Genomic DNA, 20856 nt, shown 5'->3' with positions numbered 1-20856 from the left:
CCTTTTTTTATGATAGTTTTTCTTTTAGCATTTCGATTAATTTCTCATCTAAGGTTTCAGTGTTTGGTAAAACAACATTTAATACCAAATACATATCTCCATAGATGTCACTTTTGCGATTTTGCACCCCATAGCCTTTAAGGCGAATTTTTTGTCCGTTTTTAGAATTTGCAGGTATGGTTATGGTGGCTTCTTTTTTGTTTTCCTTAAGAGTATTAATGGTGACTTTTCCACCAAATAGGGCAGTTTTTAAAGAGATATCAACTTTTTGATATAAATCATCATCTTCTCTTTGATATATTTCACTTTCTCCTAATTTAACTTTAACAATCAAATCCCCGCGTGTTCCATTGCGGCCATTTTTACCCTTGTTACGAATTCTAAGTTTTTCTCCTTGTTTGATCCCATGTGGAATCTTAAATTTGATCGTTTCTCCTTGAAGATTAAAGCTATATTCTCCACCTACCACTGCTTTTTCAAAAGGAATGCTAAGTTCTATAGTAGAATCCAAATCCTCTTCTTCAAATCCGCCAAAACCTCCAAAGCCGGTGTTAAAGCCTTTTGATGAAAAACCATTAAAACGACTTCCTCTAGAAGAGCCTCCACCAAAGCCTCCACCAAAGAGATCTTTTAAGATATCATCTAAATTGACCCCACCTGTATTTTTTGAGAAATCGTGAAAACTTTGTCCTCCAAACATGGAGTCTCCGTATTGATCGTATTGTGCGCGTTTTTTTTCATCACTTAAAATTTCATAAGCGGCATTGATTTCTTTAAATTTTTCTTCAGCGCCTTTTTCTTTATTGATATCAGGATGATATTGTCTTGCTAAACGACGATAGGCTTTTTTTATTTCATCTGCACTCGCATTTTTAGATACTCCAAGTGTTTCATATAAGCTATTCATGTTATTCCTTAAAAAATATATAATTGTTTTATTTAATAGAAATTATATCAAAAACTTTAGCCTAAGTCAATCAAGTTTTATAAATTTTTATCACTCAAGCTTTCATTTACAATTTTGTAAATTTTCGGTTTTATACTTATGAAATGCGTAAAATATTTTACAAATTATATGTTTTAAGAATAATATAAATAAAAAAGGAAGCAAAATGAAAAAGCTTATTTTATCATTGAGTTTAGCAAGTGCTTTATTTGCTGCAAATATCAATTTTAATGAAACAAGTATAACAAGCAATCGTGTCAATCCTGCGGCTGGAGATGTAGTTCTTTCTTATCATAATTCGATAAAAGATGCTAAAAAATCTGTTGTAAATATCTCTACTTCAAAAACCATTACAAGAGTCAATCGTCCAAGTCCTTTAGATGATTTTTTTAACGACCCTTATTTTAAACAATTTTTTGATTTTGATTTTCCTCAAAGAAAAGGAAAAAATGATAAAGAAGTGGTGAGTTCTTTGGGATCAGGGGTGATTATTTCAAAAGATGGTTATATAGTAACAAATAATCACGTTGTAGATGATGCTGATACGATTACAGTGAATTTACCAGGAAGCGACATAGAATATAAAGCCAAGCTTATAGGTAAAGATCCAAAAACAGATTTGGCTGTTATAAAAATAGAGGCTAATAATCTTTGGGCTATTACTTTTACAAATTCAGATGATTTAATGGAAGGAGATGTTGTTTTTGCCTTAGGAAATCCTTTTGGTGTTGGTTTTAGTGTTACAAGCGGGATAATTTCTGCTTTAAATAAAGACAATATAGGCTTAAACCAATATGAAAATTTCATCCAAACAGATGCTTCTATCAATCCTGGAAATTCAGGCGGTGCTTTAGTTGATAGTCGCGGATTTTTAGTAGGAATAAATTCAGCCATTCTTTCTCGTGGGGGTGGAAATAACGGCATAGGTTTTGCCATACCTTCAAATATGGTTAAAGATATAGCTAAAAAACTTATTGAAAAAGGCAAGATTGATAGAGGATTTTTAGGTGTGACTATTTTAGCTTTGCAAGGTGATACTAAAAAAGCTTACAAAAATCAAGAAGGAGCTTTAATCACTGATGTTCAAAAAGGTTCAAGTGCTGATGAAGCAGGGCTTAAGCGTGGAGATTTAGTTACTAAAGTTAATGATAAGGTTATAAAAAGTCCTATTGATCTTAAAAATTATATAGGAACTTTAGAGATTGGTCAAAAAATTTCATTAAGTTACGAAAGAGATGGAGAAAATAAGCAAACAAGTTTTATTCTTAAAGGTGAAAAAGAAAATCCTAAAGGCGTACAAAGCGATTTGATTGATGGTTTGAGTTTGAGAAATTTAGATTCAAGACTTAAGGATCGTTTGCAAATTCCAAAAGATGTAAATGGGGTTTTTGTAGAAAGTGTTAAAGATAAGAGTAGGGCTAAGGATTCAGGATTTAAAGAGGGTGATATCATTATAGGCGTAGGACAAAGTGAAATTAAAAATTTAAAAGATTTAGAACAAGCCTTAAGACAAGTAAAGAAAAAAGAATTTACTAAAATTTGGGTTTATCGCAATGGTTTTGCAACTTTGCTTGTGCTTAAATAAAAATAACGGAAGGATTTTCCTTTCGTTATAAATTTTAGTTTAAAATTAAAATTAAGTTTAAAATAAAGGAAAACTATGACAAATATTCTTATGATAGAAGATGATTTAGAATTAGCAGAAATTACAGCTGAATATTTGGAAAAATTTGATATGAAAGTTGATATCGCACATGAGCCTTATATAGGTCTTTCTAAGCTAGCCTTAAAAGAATATCAGCTTATCATTTTAGACCTTTCTTTGCCAGGACTTGATGGGCTTGAAGTATGTGAAGAAATTCGTAAAAAGTATGATACGCCTATTATTATCTCAAGTGCTAGACATGATATTACAGATAAGGTTAATGCTTTAGAATTGGGCGCGGATGATTATTTGCCAAAGCCTTATAATCCTAAAGAACTTCAAGCGCGCATCAAAAGTCACTTAAGACGCATTTCAAATACAAAAAGTGCCATAGCAAAAAGCGTTAAAGATCTTGTTTATGATCAATACAAGCACATTATCACAATGAAGGGTCAAGAGCTTACTTTAACCAATGCAGAATTTGACATTTTAAGCTATTTGATCAAAAAAGAAGGCGGTGTTGTCAGTCGTGAAGAGCTTGTTTATAATTGTTCTTCAATCAGTGAAGATTCGAGCAATAAAAGTATCGATGTAATCATTAGCCGCATTCGTCAAAAAATGGGTGATGATCCAAAAACTCCAAAATATATCCATTCTATCAGAGGTATAGGCTATAAGCTTACTCAATGAATCGTTCATCTATTTTTTATACCATAACTTTTATTTTTATTTTTGCTGGCGTTAGTGTTATTCTTGGCTTTTTATGGCTCATAGAATATGATCAGCAAAATTACACTAGAGAATTAAACACCAAGTATTCTTTAATAGCTAACGCAAGGCTTTTAAATTTCGCAGGGATAATTAGCGAAAAAGAATTTGAAGAGCAAACAAAAAACTATAACAAAATGGAGTCTGTTGTAGAGGTTAGGCAAATTCGTAGAATTCTTTTTGGCGGGGAAGTGTTAGCTAGAGTCGAGGTCAATAATGGCTTGATTGAAATCATCTCTTATGATAGACAAGTGTATTTAAATATTATTTTTGATGGCAAGGTAAATCTTTATAAAGATCAAGATTATCAAACTTATAGATATTTTATCATTAAAGCTATAGCCGTAGCTGTTATTTGTATACTTGTATTGCTTTATATTTATATATTTAAAAAATTAAAACCTTTAAAAGCTTTAAAGAGGCAAATTGATAAATTTGCTCAAGGAAAACTTAATGATATAGAAGACGTAAGCACGGGAGTGGATGAAATTTCTCAAGTAAGTGAAGCTTTTTATCAAGCAATCGTTCAAATTCGTAAGCTCAATCAATCGCGTCAATTTTTCTTAAGAAATATTATGCACGAGCTTAAAACCCCGATTACTAAAGGACTTATCACTCTTGAAATGTTAGAGGATAACAAATACAAAGAAAGATTAGGAAGCATATTTAATCGTCTTGAAATTCTCATCAATGAATTTGCAGCCATAGAACAAATTACTTCCGGAGCAGCATTTATCAACCGCAAAAAATATAATATTTTAGATGTTTTAGATGAGGCCAAAGAAATCGCTATGCGAGATGATAATAACATACGCATTTTTATGGATGAGAGCTTTTTTGTAAATGTAGATTTCAAGCTTTTTACCACTGCGATTAAAAATATGATTGATAATGGTATTAAGCATTCTGAAAATGGCTTTATACAAATTGATATAATGGATGATTATATTTGTTTTAAAAATAGAGGTCCTGAATTAAACAATACTTTAGAGTATTACACTCAAGCTTTTACTCAAGGAGGCTCAAAGCAAAAATCAAGCTTTGGACTTGGACTTTATATAGTTAATACCATTTTAGAATCTCATGGAATGAAGCTTGATTATGATTATGAAGAGGGTGTGAATTTGTTTTATTTTAGAAATTTAAAAAGTATTATTGTTAAAGAATGAATTTTTTTGCATTTTTTTGAAAAAATACTTGACAAAGTTTTAAAAATCAAATATAATTACATTTTACTTTTTAAGATATTCCGGATTAGCTCAGCGGTAGAGTAGTCGGCTGTTAACCGATTGGTCGTAGGTTCGAATCCTACATCCGGAGCCACTTCTAACTCTCTATAAAATCATATTTTATTTTTTAATAAATCCAAATATTAAGTTATGGAATTAAGTATATTTTATCATACCAAAACCCAATGTTATAATCATATCAGTTTTTTAATTTATTTTTTATCTTTTAAATAGCAAATTTTGATATAAATTCTTAGTATTTGAAATATGAAATTTATTTATTTTATGTTTGTATTTTCATTATGGAGCATGGTGTAAATTTTTGCGTGTGATGCTTGAATTATAAGTATTATAAAATACTTAAATTTTAAGATATTATAGAATTTTAAATATAAAGATATTATTTAGGAGTAATTTTGTATTAAAATTTCACTCAGAACATCTCATTTTTATTTTTTTTAATAAAACAATAAGTATAATCCGAACCATAAAAAAGAAGGGGAATATAATGTTAAAAAGTCTTGATCGTATATTGTGTATTAAAAAAAACGGGGGGGGGATGAACATAACTAATCTTTCAAACATGAAACATTTTTTAAATACTTCATTATACTTTACTAATCATCTTAGCAAATCTTTAAGAGTTATTGTAAATATTTCTGTAATTATAAGCTTGGTTTTAGCTCAAAGCTTAACAGCATCAAATTTACCTAGCGGAGGTAAGTTTATCAATGGAACTGGAAGTATTGCTACAAATGGCAATATAATGAATATCACAGGAGATAAAACACACAATGTGATTGCTTGGGGCGGTGGATTTAATATCGGAAAAGACAATACTGTTAATTTCACTACAAATAGCAAAAACTATTTAAATCTAGATTATATTAACAAAGCTTCTCAAATTCTAGGAACTTTAAATGGTGGAACTAATAATGTTTATATTGTAAATCCTAGTGGGGTATTAGTAGGCGAAGGAGCTACAATCAATGCCAATAAATTTGGAGTTTCTACAACTCCAATGGGTATAGATGCAATCAATACTTTTTCAGTCGATGGTTCTTTTTCTCCAGTTTTTAATGCCAATAAAGGCGATGTGGTTAATATGGGAACTATCAAAGCCAATGAAATTGTTTTAGTAGGAAACAAGGTAGAAAATATAAAAGGAACACTTCAAGCAGATAAAGTAGATATCAAGGAGATAAGGTTTATTTAGAAGATTTTGGAATCAACTCTACTCATTTAAAAGCAGAAATTGGGAGTGAAGGCTTTTTTAAATATGAGGTAAAAGATGTATATGATGCCTATAAAGATGATTCAAATTTAGTTGATAATTATGAATTTACTGGTACTGCTACTACTAATGGAAATTTTAAAGAATACCTTTACATTGGATCTCAAAGTGCAAGCAATGAAGAGATGATTAATTCTTGGAAAGGATTTGCAAAATTAGTTAATGAGGGGATATTTGGAGAATTAAAATTTAAAGATGTATATTTAAGCAAAGATATTGATTTTGCAGGTGCTGGCGTAATTGATCCTGTGGGGTTTAGTAATGGTTTTGTAGGTAATTTTACGGTAGTAATTATACGCTTTCTAATATACAAATTGATGTTGCTGATAAAACTTATGTAGGATTATTTGGTTATATTAAGAGTGGGAGTGTGCAAAATTTAACTATTGATGGATTGCAATTTCCCAAATATGCCTTTTCTTATAAATACCTAGGAGGACTTGCAGGGTATATAGAAAATGGAACTTTTTCTAATATTACTCTAAGAGATATAAAAGGAGAAAATTATTCTTCAAATATTGTTGGTGCGGGTGGTTTCGCAGGAGAGATAAATTCTGGAACTTTTAATAATATCAGTTTAAAAAATCTAGGCAACATTGGAGTTGCGAAATATGCAGGTGGCTTTGCTGGTCAAATTAACGGTGGAGATTTTTCAAGTATTATTTTAAGTAATATAGAAAGTATTTATGGTAAGAATAATGGTGGGGGTTTTGTAGGATATACAACGGGCAATACAACTTTTGATGGCATCAGTTTAAAAGATATAAGATTTATTAAATCTGGGGCTTTTACAGGTGGTTTTGCGGGAATGACACAAGGCAATGTGATATTTGAGAATATTGTTCTAAATGATTTAGAAGAGATTAGTGGTAGTCATGCAGGTGGCTTTGTGGGAGGTGTTCTTAATAATGAGAATGGTATAGCGAGCTTATCAAATATCGTTTTAAACAATATTGAAAGTATTAAAGGTATTGGTTTTACAGGTGGCTTTACAGGATATGCAGGCGCTGGAACTTATAAAAATATTATTTTAAATAACATAGGAGAAATTAGCGCCAATGGTACCGCTAGTCTGGATGAAAAATCTATTTATGCAGGTGGATTTGCGGGGAGAATAAAAAGTGATGGTATAAATTTTTCAAATATTGTTTTAAACGACATAGATAAAATTAGTGCTAGTATTGCTGCAGGTGGATTTGTTGGAAATATAGAGAATGGTAGTAACATTGCCAATTCTAATATTTACTTCTATGGGTTATTAAATTCATCGTCGAACAAGAATTATATTACCCACAATGAAAATATCCTAAATCTATCAAATACAACTGATTTTCAAACTCTTATTAATCAAAGCAAAATTGCAGGTTTGGAGTATCTTACAAATACTTCCACTAGCAACTCCCATCTTCATATGATAAATGGTGGTAAAATAGGAAATGAGAAATCCAAAATCACCTTCGATAAGGATAATTTTACTTACAATACTCCAAAAATATCAGAGGTAGATCCCGACAGATCAGGATCAAGCTCTTCACCTACAGCTCCAAACGAAGGAGAGCTTTCAAGTATTACTCTTGAACAGAGTGATTTTGAAGATGAAATTTTAAAAACCATCATCGATGAAATTTTAAATGAGGATTATGTGTTAAATATAGATTCTATCGATTTTAACAAATTCAATGAAGGTGATGTGGCTATTCTTTTATATCTATTAAAAAATACAAGCGATAAAAAGCTAAAAGAATCTTTAAAACAATCCTTAGAATTCTATACTGAATTTAACAAAGGAGGATTAAAAACAGAATTTGAAAAATGGTATGGAAGTGATGAAAGTACTTACAAAACCTCTATGGGTAAATACAATTATATCATTGAGAGTCTTGCCAATCTAAAAGAGTATGTAAACACTACTTTAAAACCTGAATTAGAAAGTATTAAAAACAATCTCAATCGATTGGAATTTTTAAAAGCTGAAATAAAAAGATTAGAAAGAGTCTATCAAGAAGCTATGCAAAATGATTTACTTCCTTATGATCAGTTAGAAGTTGTCTATAAAAACACACAAGAAAAAATCGATGCTTACTATGCTGAAGCACAGGGTTTATTGGATATTCTTAAAAACAAAAATAAACCTTTTTTAGACGATTTAATTACTAAAGAATATTCATTTGAAGATAAATATACTGATATTCAAGGGACATTTGCTATCGCAGGAAGTAGTATTGATGCTAATGCCATCGAAAATTTGGCAGATAAACCTATTTTATCTCTTCCAGAAAATGAGAATTCAGGAGATAGCCAAACTACAAACAACACAGATAGCACAGATATAGTTAATACTTTTTCTAAACAAGTAAAACTTACCTCTACAGAGTCTATTCTTATTCTTCCTGCAGAAGAAACACAAAGTCATATCAAAGAAGACGAAAGAGAACGAGGAAGAGTTTGCATCACAAGTGACAATGCAAAAACTAATAATCCTTGTATAGCAATCACATTTTAATCACAAAGAAAGTAAAAGCTTTCTTTGTGAGATAAATAAGATTTTAATCAAATATAATTTCAATTTATTAAGTTGAGGGGGAAAATAATGCAGGTGAAATTTTTTCTAAAAAATAGAATATTTTTAGCTTTGATATTTAATAGTGTATCGTATGCAGCAAGTCAAGCTATATCTATAGGCGATAAAAGATTTCAAACTCCAAGGCATAGTTTTTCTAATGAGGAGGTTTGGGATTTTGATGACAAAACCTTTAAGCAAATCAATGGCACTAATTATTATGGTGTATTTAAACAAGGACTTGTAAGCGACATCACTTTAGAAGTTTTTAACCCTAAGCAGTCTTTACAAGGCGCTAAGCTTGAAATTTTAACTCCTAATCATTCCTCAGAAGAAATCTTGGAAGTGCAAAGTATGCATGCTGCTAACCCTATGGATAAAAACTTGCATCCTATAAAAATCCTTCCTTTTTTAGTGGCTGGGAGTTCTCTAAAGGGAGATTCTATCAACAATAAACTTCTTATTAAAGAGGCAGAATTAAGCTCTGCGGTTTTTCTAGAGCCAAGCAACACAAAAACAAAAAATCCTCCAAAAAAAGAAGAGAAAGATAAAATAAATTATGTTATTAGTGGTGGGCTTGCTAGAGAAGGAAATGTGAAAAATAATACCTTAGAACTTCTTGATGGAAGTTATATAAATATGGGAGTAGAAAATATTTATAATCTTAAATTAAACGGAGCTGCTTATGCTATAGGAGGGCTTGCTATCTTTGGTGATGCGATAGGAAATTCTTTGCTTGCCCAAAAAGGCTCTAAAGTAGATATTCACACTGCCTCTTTTTATAGAGATATGGTAGGGGAAATTATTCTTGATGAAAGGATAACCCATCTTGTTGGAGGATTAGCCTATAATGGAAAGGTTGAAAAAAATAAACTTAATCTTAATGGGGTGGAATTCAACATCCATGCTCCAAGCGGTTTGTATTCTTCTTTTGCTCCTGTTCATATCGCGGGAGCTTTTGTTGATGGGAATGGTAAAAAAGCTTATGATGCAACCAAAAACACCCTTGTTATAGATAATTTTCTTTTAAATTTAAAAGCGGATGGAAAAACTCCCATTTTTTATAACGCTATTTTTTTAGCAAATTTCTTTGGAGGAAAGACAAATAAAGGGGATGCAAATGCAAACTCCATTGTCTTAAAAGATGTTCCTGCGCTAAAAAGAATAAGTAAAAAAGTGAAAGTACAAGGGATTTATGATTTCTTTAGCGGATACACACTTGATGGGGAGGCTAATTTTAATACCTTAGATATCGAGTTAAAGTCCCCTTTACAAGTGAGTAATTCTTATTTGAGACACAGCGGTTTTGGGTTTTATGGTGCTTTTGCAAGCAAGGGTGCAAGCAATAATACCATTAAGATTAGAAATAACCTCACAGTAATCAATGGCACACAAAATCCTAGTGATAGGATCAATATCATTGCAGGAAGAACTTTAGCAGGAGAGGCTAATTTTAATGTGATTGATTTTAAAGATTCTCAAGCTTCTCTACCACTTTTTATTTATGCAACCACACAAGAAAACTTTGAAGGATCTATCCATTATCCAGAGTATGCAAAACACAATAAGATTAGCTTAAATAATGTCTTTGGAAGAAAGGATATCCGCTCTGGAGTGAGGCTATGAATGTAGAAAACAATCAAGTCTTCTATCGCAATGTAGAAGTACAAGCTTCTGGAGAGGGAGTTAATAGAGAAAGCAGTGTGTATATTAGAGCAGCCAATTTTGCAAAGAATAATCTCTTTAAAGCAAGCAATTATTGGGCGACTTCTATGCTTAATATTTATGGTATTCGTGGGGTGGAAGAATCTAAAAATAATCAAGTTATTTTTAATAATGTAGGCTTTAATACTGATAGAATTTCTGAAGGTTCGGAATTGATTTTAATAGGTGGAGTTGGCAAGAGAGTACATCACAATCTTTTAAGTATTCAAGATTTAGAAATTGGAGCTTATGATAAAGAAAAAGATTTTATCTATATTGCAGCAAGTGCAATTCCTGATGCCAATAGCAATCTAGCACTCTCTTATGGCAATACACTCTATATTGGTGGAGATGTTTCTATCCATGAGCGATCGCTTTTAAATGTGCTAAGTGGGAGTGTGATTAGAATTCCAAACTATACAAATAATAAAGCCGATGATATCACACTGCCTGCACCTTCTTTGGCACAGCTTACAAAAGATAACCATTTGATTTTAGAGCAAGCTCTGAGGGCTAGAGTAGTTAATAACTTTGAACATTATAGTTTAATTTATCATTCTAATAATCAAGATAAACCTTTTATTGAAAGTTTAGAGACTCCTATTAATCTCTCTGAAGAATCCCAAATCACTCTACTTTTAAAAAAGGGAGAAAAAGCTCCTGAAAAAGGAAGTAAAATTGCATTAATTTCAAGTCAAAATGGTTTTAGTGGTATTAATGGCAATGCGATGAATAAAAGCCAATTAAATCAACTCTTAGGGAGGATTTCTAAAAATCCAAAAACACTTAATTATAAAAAGATTCCTCAACTCCAACAAGAAAACCTAAGGGTTGTTCCTTTAATTTTATCTTTAGATAATAAAGGAAAAGTGATTTATGGAGAAATCCAAAGTGATTAAAAATCAATAACTTAACAAAGAAAATTTTAAAAGAAGGACAAAAAATGAAAAAAATATTAGTGGGTTTAAAATTGTGTGTAGGAGTATGTATAGCGAATGATGTCCTAATCAAAAAGGGAGAGAATCTTTATAAAAAATGTATTGCTTGTCATGGCGTAAATGGAGATAAAATAGCTCCTGGAAGCAAGGGTAATATCAAAATCGGAGGATTAAATAAAGCCTATCTCATAAAACAGCTTCAAGGCTATGCTGCAGGGAAAGCAGATAATGGGGGAGCAAAAGTTATCATGTATGCTAATATGAAAAATTGGAAATTTACCACTTCCGATATTGAAGCAGTGAGTGCTTATATCGCCCAATTGCCTAAAGCAAAATAAAAAATACAAAGCAAGGAAATTTATGGAAAAACCTTTTTTAAAGAGTATCATTCTAGCTTCTTGTCTTTCAACAAGAGCACTTTCGCAACAAAACAAAGAAAATGCAGAAGCTTTAGAGCAAATGATAGAGATTTCCCCTTATAAAAATGTCCCTCAAAACGAAAACATTCAAAATACTCTAAAAAGTAAACAATCCCCTTTAGATATTAAAATGGATAAACAAGATTCTTTACAACAGGATACTAAGAAAGTCTTAGATAAAGAGGGATTAGTAGCACCAAGCCCTGAAGAATTTCGCTTTAAATATAAATTCTTTGTGGATACCAAAGAGGATGGAAAAACACTCACTTTAGAAGATCTTGGAATCAATGAAGTATGGCTTAGAGAATCTATTATTGCTCTAAAAAGATCGGATTTAAATGTAGAAACCTTGCAAGAAATTGTCAATATCGTTTCTTATTATTTTCAATACCATGGTTATCCATCGGCAACTGCCTATATTCCTCAACAAGAGATCACAGATTCAATCCAAATTAATATTATGCTAGGAAAACTTGGAGAATATCAAGTTAAAAATTATTCTAAGCACCTAAAAGAGAGTGCTATTAGCTCTAAGCTAAAAGAATCACTCCAAGGAAAAATTTTAAGAACTAAAGCATTGGAAGATGCGATTTATAAAATCAATGAAATGTCAGGAATTAAAGCAAGCGGAAGTTTAGTTGCTGGGAGTGAGTACGAAATTACAGATGTGATTATTACAATAGAAGATTCCAAAAAAGCAAATGCGATGCTTTTCTTTGATAATTATGGAAGCAAGGGCTCTGGTGTTTATAGAGCTGGTGTGAGTGGCGCTTTAAATAATCTCTTAGGATATGGAGATTCTCTTCATTACTTTGCACAACTTTCTGATGAAATGCAAAAAAGTTATGGATTTACTTATAATTTTTTCTTAGGAAATCTCAAAGTTTCTCCTAGAGTGAATAAAAGCAATTATGAATTAGGAGAAGAATACGAAAGTTTAGGTGCTTATGGAAGTTCTTTAGATTTAGGGGTGGATTTATCTTATCCACTCTTTATCAACACAACTAATTCTCTATATCTTACTGGAGGTTATGTTTATAGAAAGCTTGAAGATATTTATGGAAGCTTTGGAATTGATTTTAACAAAGAAAGCAATGCCTTTTATTTAGGAACTGAAGGAACTATAGGTTTAATTCCTAATAACATTCTTAGCTATAACACACAACTTACTTATGGGGATATAAAGCCAAAAAGTATATTTTTAGAAAATAGTCCTGCCATGGGAGAATTTTGGAAATTTAATGCAGCTTTGAATAATACTTATTATTTTAATAATAAAATTTCACACATTCTTAATATTAGCTATCAAAAAACTATCGGAGATTATCAGCTAGATTCTAGTGAGACTGCGACTTTGGGAGGAGCTTACGGCGTTAGAGCTTATCCTAATAGATTTGGAGAGGCAGATAGTATGATTTTAACAACAATTGGACTAAGATTTAATATATTTAGTCCTGATTTTTACATTACCCCTTTTTATGAATTTGCCCATGGATGGAATGAAGATTATTTAGATAATGATATCAATATGGCGGGTAGAGAAGGAAAAAATGATATTTTTGTGGATGCAGTGGGGTTGGAATTGCTTTATATTAAACCCAATGGATTTTATATTAAACTAGATTTAGCAAAGGCAGCTCATAAATACGAAGCAGATGGAAAAAGAAGAGATAGACTCTTACAAGTATGGGATTTTATTTTTAAGGCTTTTAAATCAATTTTACAGCCAAGAAACTTTATCGCATTGTGATAAAGTTTCTATAAAAGTTTTTATTCAGGTTTTTTGAGGTTTTTAACGATTTTATCTATCTTTTTACTCGCTTTTGAATAATCTCCGTCTTTTAATTCTTCTAAGGCATTGACTGCAAAAGAAAAATCTTCAATTTCGTTAAGATAGGCTTCTAAGGCTTCTCTAACTATACTTGATTTAGGCTTGGAAAGATTTTTACTCAAATTATCTAAGCGTTCTTTAAGTTCTAAAGGCATTCTAAGGGAATAATTTCTAGTTTCTTGTTTCGTTAACTTAACCTTTCTAGGAATGTTTTTGAAAAAATGTAATTGCTTGCTTACAGATTTTGCAAGTGAATTTGTGCCCTTGTAATTCAATTTTTTGATGGATACCATAAGGGACATCATGTACTTTACCTGGGCAATTGCATTTATAAAGATAAAATTGCGGCTTGTCATCATCACTATCATCTGCTGCTTCAAAGCTGACATCTTTACATTCATCTGTTGCTAAAGAAGAGCTTCTCCATTTTTCTACTTTCATGTCTTCATAGAGTATGTGTTCTAAAAGCCATTTTTTCGCTATGATGTAAAGTTTTTCCTTAAGATCATTTGTAGATTTGATATCTTTAATAAGATTAATCATAGTTTGTATGATTTCTTTATGAATTTTTTTATGTTCTTCAAATGCTGGATAAGCAATGAGTTGCATATATTTTTCTTCATCATTAAAATAATCTTTCATGTAATTGAAAAATTCAGCCAAAAGCTCTTTTACTTCATTTTTGCTTACCGATCTATCAGAAACAATTTCAACCTTTGCTGCAAGCTCAAAAATTTTTTATGCTGATCATCAATTTTGGCATTGTGCACACTAAAACTGCTATCCCATTTTGGAAGCATTTTGACTCCTTGAAAAATTTATTTGCATTAAAGATTATAACATAAAAATAAGTTAAATATAAATTAATTTGTATTAAACCATTTTTTCAATATTTTTTGATACAATTTCAAGAAATATCAAAGAAAGGTGTCTTGTGGCAGCTAGAATTCTGCTTTTAGAAGATGATTTAAGTTTAAGTGAGATTATAGAAGAATTTTTAATCGATGAGGGTTATGAAGTTTATTTATGCACCAATGCTAAAGAAGCTTTAGGACTTGCTTATGAAAAACATTTTGATTTGTGGATACTAGATGTTAAGGTTCCTTTGGGTGATGGATTTTCTTTATTAAAAGAATTAAGAGCTTGTGGAAAACAAACTCCAGCTATTTTTATGACTTCTTTAAATACGACAGAAGATTTGAAAGAGGGTTATAATGCAGGTTGTGATGATTATATACGCAAGCCTTTTGAGCTTGCAGAACTTTCAATTCGTATTCAAGCTTTGTTAAAGAGAGCTTTTTCTCATAAAAATGAAGATTATGAAGATTTGGGGAATGGGTTTAAATTCAGCTTTACCTCACAAATTCTTTATCATTTTGATAAGGCTTTAACTCTACCCAGTAAAGAGATCAAGCTATTATCTTTGCTTTTAAAAAATAAAAATAATTTTTTAAGTACAGAAAGAATCTTTGAAGAGCTTTGGGAGTATGATGAAGAACCTAGCGAGCTTAGTTTAAGAGCATATATTAAAAATTTACGCAAAATATTAGGAAAAGAAAAAATTATCAATCAAAGGGGTAGAGGATATTGCTATGGCTAAAAAAGTCATTAGGCAAATTTTATTGATTTATTTAACTACTACGGGTATTTTTTTAGCAATCTTTTTTACCTTATGGTATCAAAAATTATATGAAGAATTAGTGGTTGTAAAAGGTACTTCTTTAAGAGAAAATCATAGAAATATCATTATAAATATCCTAAATTCTCGTTTTGTTCCTATGAATGAAAGTGCTAGCAATATTGCTCAAAGTACTGGACTTAAATTTGCTATTTTTGATAAAAAACAAGCTATTTTTGATAATTTGGATTTTGATTTTAGAAAAGCAAAGGTTGAACTTAAGGGCAGGGGAATTTACGATGGAAAAGTATTTTTTCTTGATCGTATGAATACAGATAATTATTTTTTAAAACATACAAATGAAGATAATGCAAATACTGAAAGTGGATTGAAAATTTTAATTCAAGGTGAGGATGTTAAAAAGGATCTTATTTGGATTAGAATAAAGGTTTTTTCTTTTGCTATTATGGCTTTTTGCATATTGGGTTTGATAGCTTATATTTTAGTAAAAATTGCCCTAAAGCCACTAGAGGATAAGATTATCACTCTTAATCGGTTTATCAAAGATTCAACCCATGAGCTTAACACCCCTTTAAGTGTAATTTTGATGAGTATAGAACAACTTGAAAATCAAAAACTAGAGCATAATACCAAATTCACAAGGATAAAATTAGCTGCAAAAAGTTTATCTCAAGTGTATTCAGATCTTGTTTTTTATAATTTTCCCAATACCTTAGAGCTTAACAAACAAGAACTTGACCTAAAAGCATTGATTGAAGAAAGGCTAGAATATTTTAAAATATTTTTTGAGCAAAAGAAAATCAGTCTAAAGCTTAATTTGCATCAAGCAAGTATTTTCGCTTCTAAAAACCAAATTTCTAAACTCATAGATAATCTTTTAAGTAATGCAATCAAATACAACAAAAAAGGTGGGGAAATTTCGATAGAGTTAAAAACAGGTTTTTTAAGTATCGCAGACACAGGTTGTGGAATTTCAAAACCAAATCTTAAGCATATTTTTGATAGATATGCGAGATTTAATACCGATCAAGGAGGTTTTGGCATAGGGCTTTCTTTGGTGAAAAAGATTTGCGATGATAATGATATTAAAATCATTTGCGAATCAGTAGAAAATGAAGGTAGTATTTTTAAATTGACTTGGAATAAAAATAAAATTTGAAAATAGATAAAAACTAAATGATTTTTTGCAGAATTTGAAGTTTTTAAAAAATAGTCAGCAAAGACTGCTGACTATTGATGGCAAAGAAGGGCTTACATCATTCCTCCCATGCCACCCATTCCTCCCATACCGCTCATATCTGGCATAGCAGGTTTATCTTCTTTAATTTCGCTAATTGTTGCTTCTGTGGTTAAAAGCATACTAGCTACAGAAACTGCATTGAGTAAAGCTACTCTTTCTACTTTAACAGGGTCGATAATTCCACTTTCAAGCATATTAACATATTCGCCTTTTGCAGCATCAAATCCTGTGTTTTCATCTTTAGCATTTTCTACGCTATTTACAACTACACCTGCATCAAATCCTGCATTTTCAGCAATTTGTCTTAAAGGTGCTCTTAAAGCTCTTTCAACGATAGCTGCGCCGATTGCTTCATCACCTTGTAGATCAAGTTTGATTTTAGCTTTTGCTTTGATAAGCGCTGCACCACCACCGATTACTATACCTTCTTCAACTGCTGCTTTAGTAGCGCTTAAAGCATCATCAACACGATCTTTTTTCTCTTTCATTTCAGTTTCAGTTGCTGCACCTACTTTAATAACTGCAACACCACCGCTTAATTTTGCAAGTCTTTCTTGTAATTTTTCTCTGTCATAATCTGAGGTTGTTTCAGCAATTTGTGCTTTGATTTGGTTTACTCTTGCATCGATATTTGCTTTTTCACCTGCGCCATTTACTATGGTTGTATTGTCCTTATCAATGATTACACTAGAAGCTTGTCCAAGATCTTGTATGGTCGCACTTTCAAGAGTTCTTCCAAGTTCTTCAGAAATCACTTCTCCGCCTGTTAAAATCGCTATATCTTCAAGCATAGCTTTTCTTCTATCGCCAAAACCTGGAGCTTTTACTGCTGAAATATTAAGAACACCGCGAAGTTTATTTACAACCAAAGTTGCAAGCGCTTCGCCTTCAATATCTTCAGCGATAATTAAAAGTGGTTTGCCTGTTTTTTGAATTTGTTCTAAAACCGGCAATAAATCTTTTAAATTTGCAATTTTTTTATCAAAAAGCAGGATATAAGGGCTTGAAAGCTCTACTGTCATTTTTTCTGCATTAGTGATAAAATAAGGGCTTAAATAACCTCTGTCAAATTGCATACCTTCAACTACATTTAATTCATCATTGATTGATTTTGCCTCTTCAACAGTGATAACACCATCTTTGCCTACTTTTTCCATAGCATCAGCAATTAAATTTCCGATTTTTTCATCAGAGTTGGCTGAAATTGTAGCAACTTGTGCAATTTCTTTTTTATCTTTTACTTCGCGAGAAAGTTTTTTAAGTTCTGCTACTATAGCTTCGCAAGCCTTATCCATACCGCGTTTTACTTCGATAGGATTTGCACCTGCTGTGATATTTCTTAAACCTTCTTTGAAAATTGCATGAGCTAAAACCGTTGCAGTAGTTGTTCCATCGCCTGCTTGATCAGCTGTTTTACTCGCTACTTCTCTTACGAGTGAAGCACCCATATTTTCAAGACTATCTTTAAGTTCTACTTCTTTAGCAACACTTACGCCATCTTTAGTAATGCTTGGAGCACCAAAGCTTTTTTGGATTAAAACATTGCGTCCTCTTGGCCCCATAGTTACTTTTACTGCGTCATTAAGTTTTTTAACGCCCTCGTAAAGTTTATTTCTTGCTTCATCTGAAAAAATAATTTCTTTTGCCATTTTTTATCCTTTTTTATAAATTATTTTAAAATTCCTAAGATATCATCTAAATTTAAAACTAAATATTCATTATTATCAAGTTTAATTTCTGTTCCACCGTATTTAGCAAACACGATTTTATCACCATTTGCAATATCAGTGATTTCTTTACTTACTGCTACTACTTCACCCATTAAAGGCTTTTCTTTAGCATTATCTGGTATAATTATGCCTGAGGCTGTTGTTTTAGTTTCTTCTACGCGTTTTACTAAAACACGCTTTCCTAAAGGTTGAAAATTCATTTTGTCCATCCTTAAAAATATTGATTTTTAGCACTCTTTAATTTTGAGTGATAATATCATACTATAAAAAATGAATTTTGTCAATACTTTGAGTAAAAATATTTATAAAACTTTAGTTAATAAGACTAAAGATAATTAATTAAAAAAACTAAAGGATGTTTAAATGAAGAAAATTCTTTATGGAATAGTGGTTTTTATTGTAGTGCTTTTGATAGCATTTTATACTCTGCTTTTTACTAGCTTTGGTAATAATATAGTCGCAAATTTTATCCAAGATAAAATCAAGCAAAGTACAGGTCTTGATGCCAATATCACTCAGTTTACTCTGCGTTTTTCAAGTCTTGATATTGAGGCAAATTTGGCTAATATGGCTGATTTAAAACTAGAAGGAAATTTGAGTCTTTTTAAGCTCGGTTTTGATCTTGATTATATCATCAATTTAGATAAAAATTATGCTAAAAATTTAGGTTTAAATTTGAATCAAAATTTGGCTTTTTCAGGGAAGATTAATGGAAAATCGAGTGATTTTATGATCAATGGCAAGGGGTATTTGTTTGGCTCTAATGTGCTTTTAGATGCAAGAGTTTATAATTATTTTCCTATTGCTTTAAATTTAAGCGCTAACGATCTTCAAATTTCTGAATTGCTCGCACTTTTTGGACGAGGAAATTTGGCTAAAGGAACCATAGATATAGCAAGTAAAATTTCCGCTAAAGATTTAAAACCTGATGGAAATGCTATCATTAAACTTGATAATACTTATATAAATTATGCAGAAATCAAAAAAGAATTTAATATAGATTTACCTGAAAATTCCAATCTTAAAGCTGAAATTTTAGCAAATATTAAAGATGATACAGTCCACACAGTGAGTAAAATTTATAATAGTTATTTAACTTTACAAACTCAAAAAACCCTTTATAATCTTATTCAAAATACCCTAAATACGGATTTTGATCTATCAGTCCCTAATCTTGCAAAACTTGAAAAGCTTACAAAAACAAAGCTAAATGGATCTTTAGGAGTAAAGGGTGATACGAGTGTGGCTAATAATGCTTTAACTGGTTTAAATGCTAATGTTATAGGGCTTGGCGGAGAAGTGAAGGCAAATTTAAAAAACAATCAATTAAATCTTAATGCAAGCAATGCTAGCTTGGAAAAAATACTAGCTCTTATAGGTTATGGTGGCATTGTTTCTGGAAATTTAAATGCAAATCTTGTAAGCGAGGGATTGGATTTTGCAAATTTTGATGCAGATGTAAAAATCAATAATGCAAAATTAAATAGTGCTGAAATTAAAAAAATAGCCAAGCTCGATCTTCCAAATACAAATTTTAGTCTTGATGCCAAAGCTAAAGCTAAAAATGGCAATATATCTTATAATGCGCTTTTAGCGTCTAATTTGCTCAATATTAAAAAACTTGATGGAACTTACAATCTTAAAAATGCAGAATTAAACACAGACTTAAATGTTTTTATTGATGATTTATCTCAATTTAATGCTATAGCTGGGCAAAATTTACAAGGCAAGGCAGAACTTAACGCAAAAGCGCATATTATAGGCGCTCAAATTCAGAATTTAAATGCTAATGCAAATATAGCAGGTGGATTAATCAAGGCAAATTCTAATGGAAAAAAATTAGACTTAGATATAAACAAGCTTGATCTTTCCAAGGTTTTTACTATTGTAGGTATGCCAAATTATGCAAGCGGGATAGTTAATGCTAAAGCGCGTTTAGATGATATAAATTTTAACAATCTTAATGGCAAGATAAATGCAGAAGCTAAAGGTATTTTAAATGCTGTAGTTTTAAGTCAGATAATGGATAAAAAATTTCCAAGCAATACAAATTATGATTTAAATATCAAAGCAGATTTAAAAAATAATATCGCTGATTTTGAGGGTGTTTTAAATTCTTCTTTGGCTAATCTTAGTAATTTTAAAGGAAAATTTGTCATTAACAAAATGGTGTTAAATTCGGATTATGTTTTAGATATTGCTGATTTTTCAAAGCTAGGTTTTTTACTCGATAAAAAACTCAAAGGAAAGGCGAGTTTTAATGGAAAAATTGGTTTTGATAAAACTTTAAATTTTACTGCATTGAGTAAAAATTTATTTGAAGGAAAACTTGATAGTACTTTGAAAAATAATATTTTAAATGCAAAGTTAGAGGGAGTGGATTTAAGTACTTTGGCAAGTGGACTTGATTTTATAGATATATATCAAGGCAAGGCAAATTTAGAAGTTAAGTATAATCTTATAAGCGAGCAAGGAGAGGTTAATGCAGATATGAAAGAGGGTAAGCTTAAACCTAATGCTATCACTGCAGCTCTTAAGCTTATTACCTTAAAAGATATCACTACTGATGTTTTTCATACTGCCAATGCTAAAGCGCTTATTAACAAAGAAAATATCAAGCTTGATTTAAATATGCAAGCGGATCGTTCTTATGTCCTTGTTTCTTCAGGTATGCTGAATTCTAAAAGCGGAAGCTTGAATTTGCCTTTTGATATCAAGATAGATAGAGCCAATTTTAAAGGCAATATAACAGGAACAACACAAAAGCCCCAAGTTAAACTTGAAGCGGGTAGTGTAGTAAATTCCATTAAAAATATTGTAGGCGATAAAGCCCAAGATGGAGTTCAAAAAGCAGGAGAAAAAGTGGATGAGGGTATCAATAAATTATTGAATAAAATTTTTTAAGGTTAAATA

14 protein-coding genes, 1 tRNA gene and 3 pseudogenes are annotated in these 20856 nt (G+C 31.0%); 13 read left to right on the top strand and 5 right to left on the bottom strand.

Going from position 1 to position 20856, the window contains the following annotated elements; genetic code table 11:
* Nucleotides 1-7: 7 nt before the first annotated feature.
* Nucleotides 8-907 (bottom strand): DnaJ family protein, encoded by a 900-nt coding sequence (locus BGS43_RS01895; RefSeq protein WP_002825257.1) that lies wholly within the window; start codon nucleotides 905-907, stop codon nucleotides 8-10.
* 205 nt (nucleotides 908-1112) lie between these two features.
* Here BGS43_RS01895 and htrA point away from each other — a divergent pair, with 205 nt between their 5' ends.
* The 10 genes and pseudogenes from htrA (at nucleotide 1113) to BGS43_RS01855 (ending at nucleotide 13207) form a co-directional block, all read left to right on the top strand.
* A complete protein-coding gene (gene htrA, locus BGS43_RS01890) occupies nucleotides 1113-2531 on the top strand; it encodes a serine protease HtrA (RefSeq protein ID WP_061474825.1) in 1419 nt (472 codons plus the stop codon).
* A gap of 75 nt (nucleotides 2532-2606) precedes the next feature.
* A complete protein-coding gene (locus BGS43_RS01885) occupies nucleotides 2607-3281 on the top strand; it encodes a response regulator transcription factor (protein ID WP_002777451.1) in 675 nt (224 codons plus the stop codon).
* The gene (locus tag BGS43_RS01880; RefSeq protein ID WP_002825259.1) at nucleotides 3278-4528 is read left to right on the top strand and encodes an ArsS family sensor histidine kinase; all 1251 of its coding nucleotides are present in this window, start codon (nucleotides 3278-3280) and stop codon (nucleotides 4526-4528) included. The genes BGS43_RS01885 and BGS43_RS01880 overlap by 4 nt, the downstream gene beginning before the upstream one ends.
* A 79-nt stretch (nucleotides 4529-4607) precedes the next feature.
* Nucleotides 4608-4682: transfer RNA gene (locus BGS43_RS01875), tRNA-Asn, on the top strand.
* 465 nt (nucleotides 4683-5147) lie between these two features.
* Nucleotides 5148-6696, top strand: a pseudogene (locus BGS43_RS10015) (two-partner secretion domain-containing protein); the annotation flags it as partial.
* A 9-nt stretch (nucleotides 6697-6705) separates the two neighbouring features.
* The gene (locus tag BGS43_RS10185; protein WP_042966506.1) at nucleotides 6706-8385 is read left to right on the top strand and encodes a hypothetical protein; all 1680 of its coding nucleotides are present in this window, start codon (nucleotides 6706-6708) and stop codon (nucleotides 8383-8385) included.
* 87 nt (nucleotides 8386-8472) lie between these two features.
* The gene (locus tag BGS43_RS10010; protein WP_227562110.1) at nucleotides 8473-10068 is read left to right on the top strand and encodes a hypothetical protein; all 1596 of its coding nucleotides are present in this window, start codon (nucleotides 8473-8475) and stop codon (nucleotides 10066-10068) included.
* Nucleotides 10065-11045, top strand: a complete 981-nt coding sequence (locus BGS43_RS10005; protein ID WP_223207176.1) for a hypothetical protein — start codon at nucleotides 10065-10067, stop codon at nucleotides 11043-11045. Before BGS43_RS10010 ends, BGS43_RS10005 begins: the two co-directional genes overlap by 4 nt.
* 44 nt (nucleotides 11046-11089) lie before the next feature.
* A complete protein-coding gene (locus BGS43_RS01860) occupies nucleotides 11090-11422 on the top strand; it encodes a c-type cytochrome (RefSeq protein ID WP_025399111.1) in 333 nt (110 codons plus the stop codon).
* A gap of 22 nt (nucleotides 11423-11444) precedes the next feature.
* Nucleotides 11445-13207 (top strand): annotated as a pseudogene (locus BGS43_RS01855) (ShlB/FhaC/HecB family hemolysin secretion/activation protein).
* Between the two features lie 66 nt (nucleotides 13208-13273).
* Here BGS43_RS01855 and BGS43_RS01850 read toward each other — a convergent pair.
* Nucleotides 13274-13489, bottom strand: coding sequence for a ribbon-helix-helix domain-containing protein (locus tag BGS43_RS01850; RefSeq protein ID WP_002825265.1), 216 nt, complete (start codon nucleotides 13487-13489; stop codon nucleotides 13274-13276).
* A 46-nt stretch (nucleotides 13490-13535) separates the two neighbouring features.
* Nucleotides 13536-14134: pseudogene (locus BGS43_RS01845) on the bottom strand (bacteriohemerythrin).
* Nucleotides 14135-14268: 134 nt separating this feature from the next.
* Here BGS43_RS01845 and dccR point away from each other — a divergent pair.
* Nucleotides 14269-14934, top strand: a complete 666-nt coding sequence (gene dccR / locus BGS43_RS01840) for a two-component system response regulator DccR (RefSeq protein ID WP_002825268.1) — start codon at nucleotides 14269-14271, stop codon at nucleotides 14932-14934.
* A complete protein-coding gene (gene dccS, locus BGS43_RS01835; RefSeq protein ID WP_002825269.1) occupies nucleotides 14927-16132 on the top strand; it encodes a two-component system sensor histidine kinase DccS in 1206 nt (401 codons plus the stop codon). Before dccR ends, dccS begins: the two co-directional genes overlap by 8 nt.
* A gap of 92 nt (nucleotides 16133-16224) precedes the next feature.
* On the opposite strand, the gene groL is transcribed toward dccS, so the two are convergent.
* Both groL and groES read right to left on the bottom strand, forming a co-directional pair.
* Entirely contained in the window at nucleotides 16225-17862 is a 1638-nt protein-coding gene (groL, locus tag BGS43_RS01830) for a chaperonin GroEL (RefSeq protein ID WP_002859291.1), read from the bottom strand.
* Between the two features lie 20 nt (nucleotides 17863-17882).
* Nucleotides 17883-18143: a co-chaperone GroES gene (groES, locus tag BGS43_RS01825; RefSeq protein WP_002825273.1), complete on the bottom strand. Its 261-nt coding sequence runs from the start codon at nucleotides 18141-18143 to the stop codon at nucleotides 17883-17885.
* A 163-nt stretch (nucleotides 18144-18306) separates the two neighbouring features.
* Here groES and BGS43_RS01820 point away from each other — a divergent pair, with 163 nt between their 5' ends.
* On the top strand, nucleotides 18307-20847 hold the full coding sequence (locus tag BGS43_RS01820) for a hypothetical protein (protein WP_096568581.1): 2541 nt from the start codon (nucleotides 18307-18309) through the stop codon (nucleotides 20845-20847).
* Nucleotides 20848-20856: the final 9 nt, after the last annotated feature.

Source organism: Campylobacter sp. 110, from assembly GCF_002383965.1.
Lineage (GTDB): Bacteria > Campylobacterota > Campylobacteria > Campylobacterales > Campylobacteraceae > Campylobacter_D > Campylobacter_D coli.
This window is presented reverse-complemented; position numbering and strand designations above follow the sequence as displayed.

What these genes read in the sequence shown, in the direction of transcription:
- groL (WP_002859291.1), bottom strand. Translation starts at nt 17,862, where the DNA reads ATGGCAAAAGAAATTATTTTTTCAGATGAAGCAAGAAATAAACTTTAC.
- BGS43_RS10010 (WP_227562110.1), top strand. Translation starts at nt 8,473, where the DNA reads ATGCAGGTGAAATTTTTTCTAAAAAATAGAATATTTTTAGCTTTGATA.
- BGS43_RS01880 (WP_002825259.1), top strand. Translation starts at nt 3,278, where the DNA reads ATGAATCGTTCATCTATTTTTTATACCATAACTTTTATTTTTATTTTT.
- BGS43_RS01850 (WP_002825265.1), bottom strand. Translation starts at nt 13,489, where the DNA reads ATGCCTTTAGAACTTAAAGAACGCTTAGATAATTTGAGTAAAAATCTT.
- BGS43_RS10005 (WP_223207176.1), top strand. Translation starts at nt 10,065, where the DNA reads ATGAATGTAGAAAACAATCAAGTCTTCTATCGCAATGTAGAAGTACAA.
- htrA (WP_061474825.1), top strand. Translation starts at nt 1,113, where the DNA reads ATGAAAAAGCTTATTTTATCATTGAGTTTAGCAAGTGCTTTATTTGCT.
- BGS43_RS01820 (WP_096568581.1), top strand. Translation starts at nt 18,307, where the DNA reads ATGAAGAAAATTCTTTATGGAATAGTGGTTTTTATTGTAGTGCTTTTG.
- groES (WP_002825273.1), bottom strand. Translation starts at nt 18,143, where the DNA reads ATGAATTTTCAACCTTTAGGAAAGCGTGTTTTAGTAAAACGCGTAGAA.
- dccS (WP_002825269.1), top strand. Translation starts at nt 14,927, where the DNA reads ATGGCTAAAAAAGTCATTAGGCAAATTTTATTGATTTATTTAACTACT.
- BGS43_RS01885 (WP_002777451.1), top strand. Translation starts at nt 2,607, where the DNA reads ATGACAAATATTCTTATGATAGAAGATGATTTAGAATTAGCAGAAATT.
- BGS43_RS01860 (WP_025399111.1), top strand. Translation starts at nt 11,090, where the DNA reads ATGAAAAAAATATTAGTGGGTTTAAAATTGTGTGTAGGAGTATGTATA.
- BGS43_RS01895 (WP_002825257.1), bottom strand. Translation starts at nt 907, where the DNA reads ATGAATAGCTTATATGAAACACTTGGAGTATCTAAAAATGCGAGTGCA.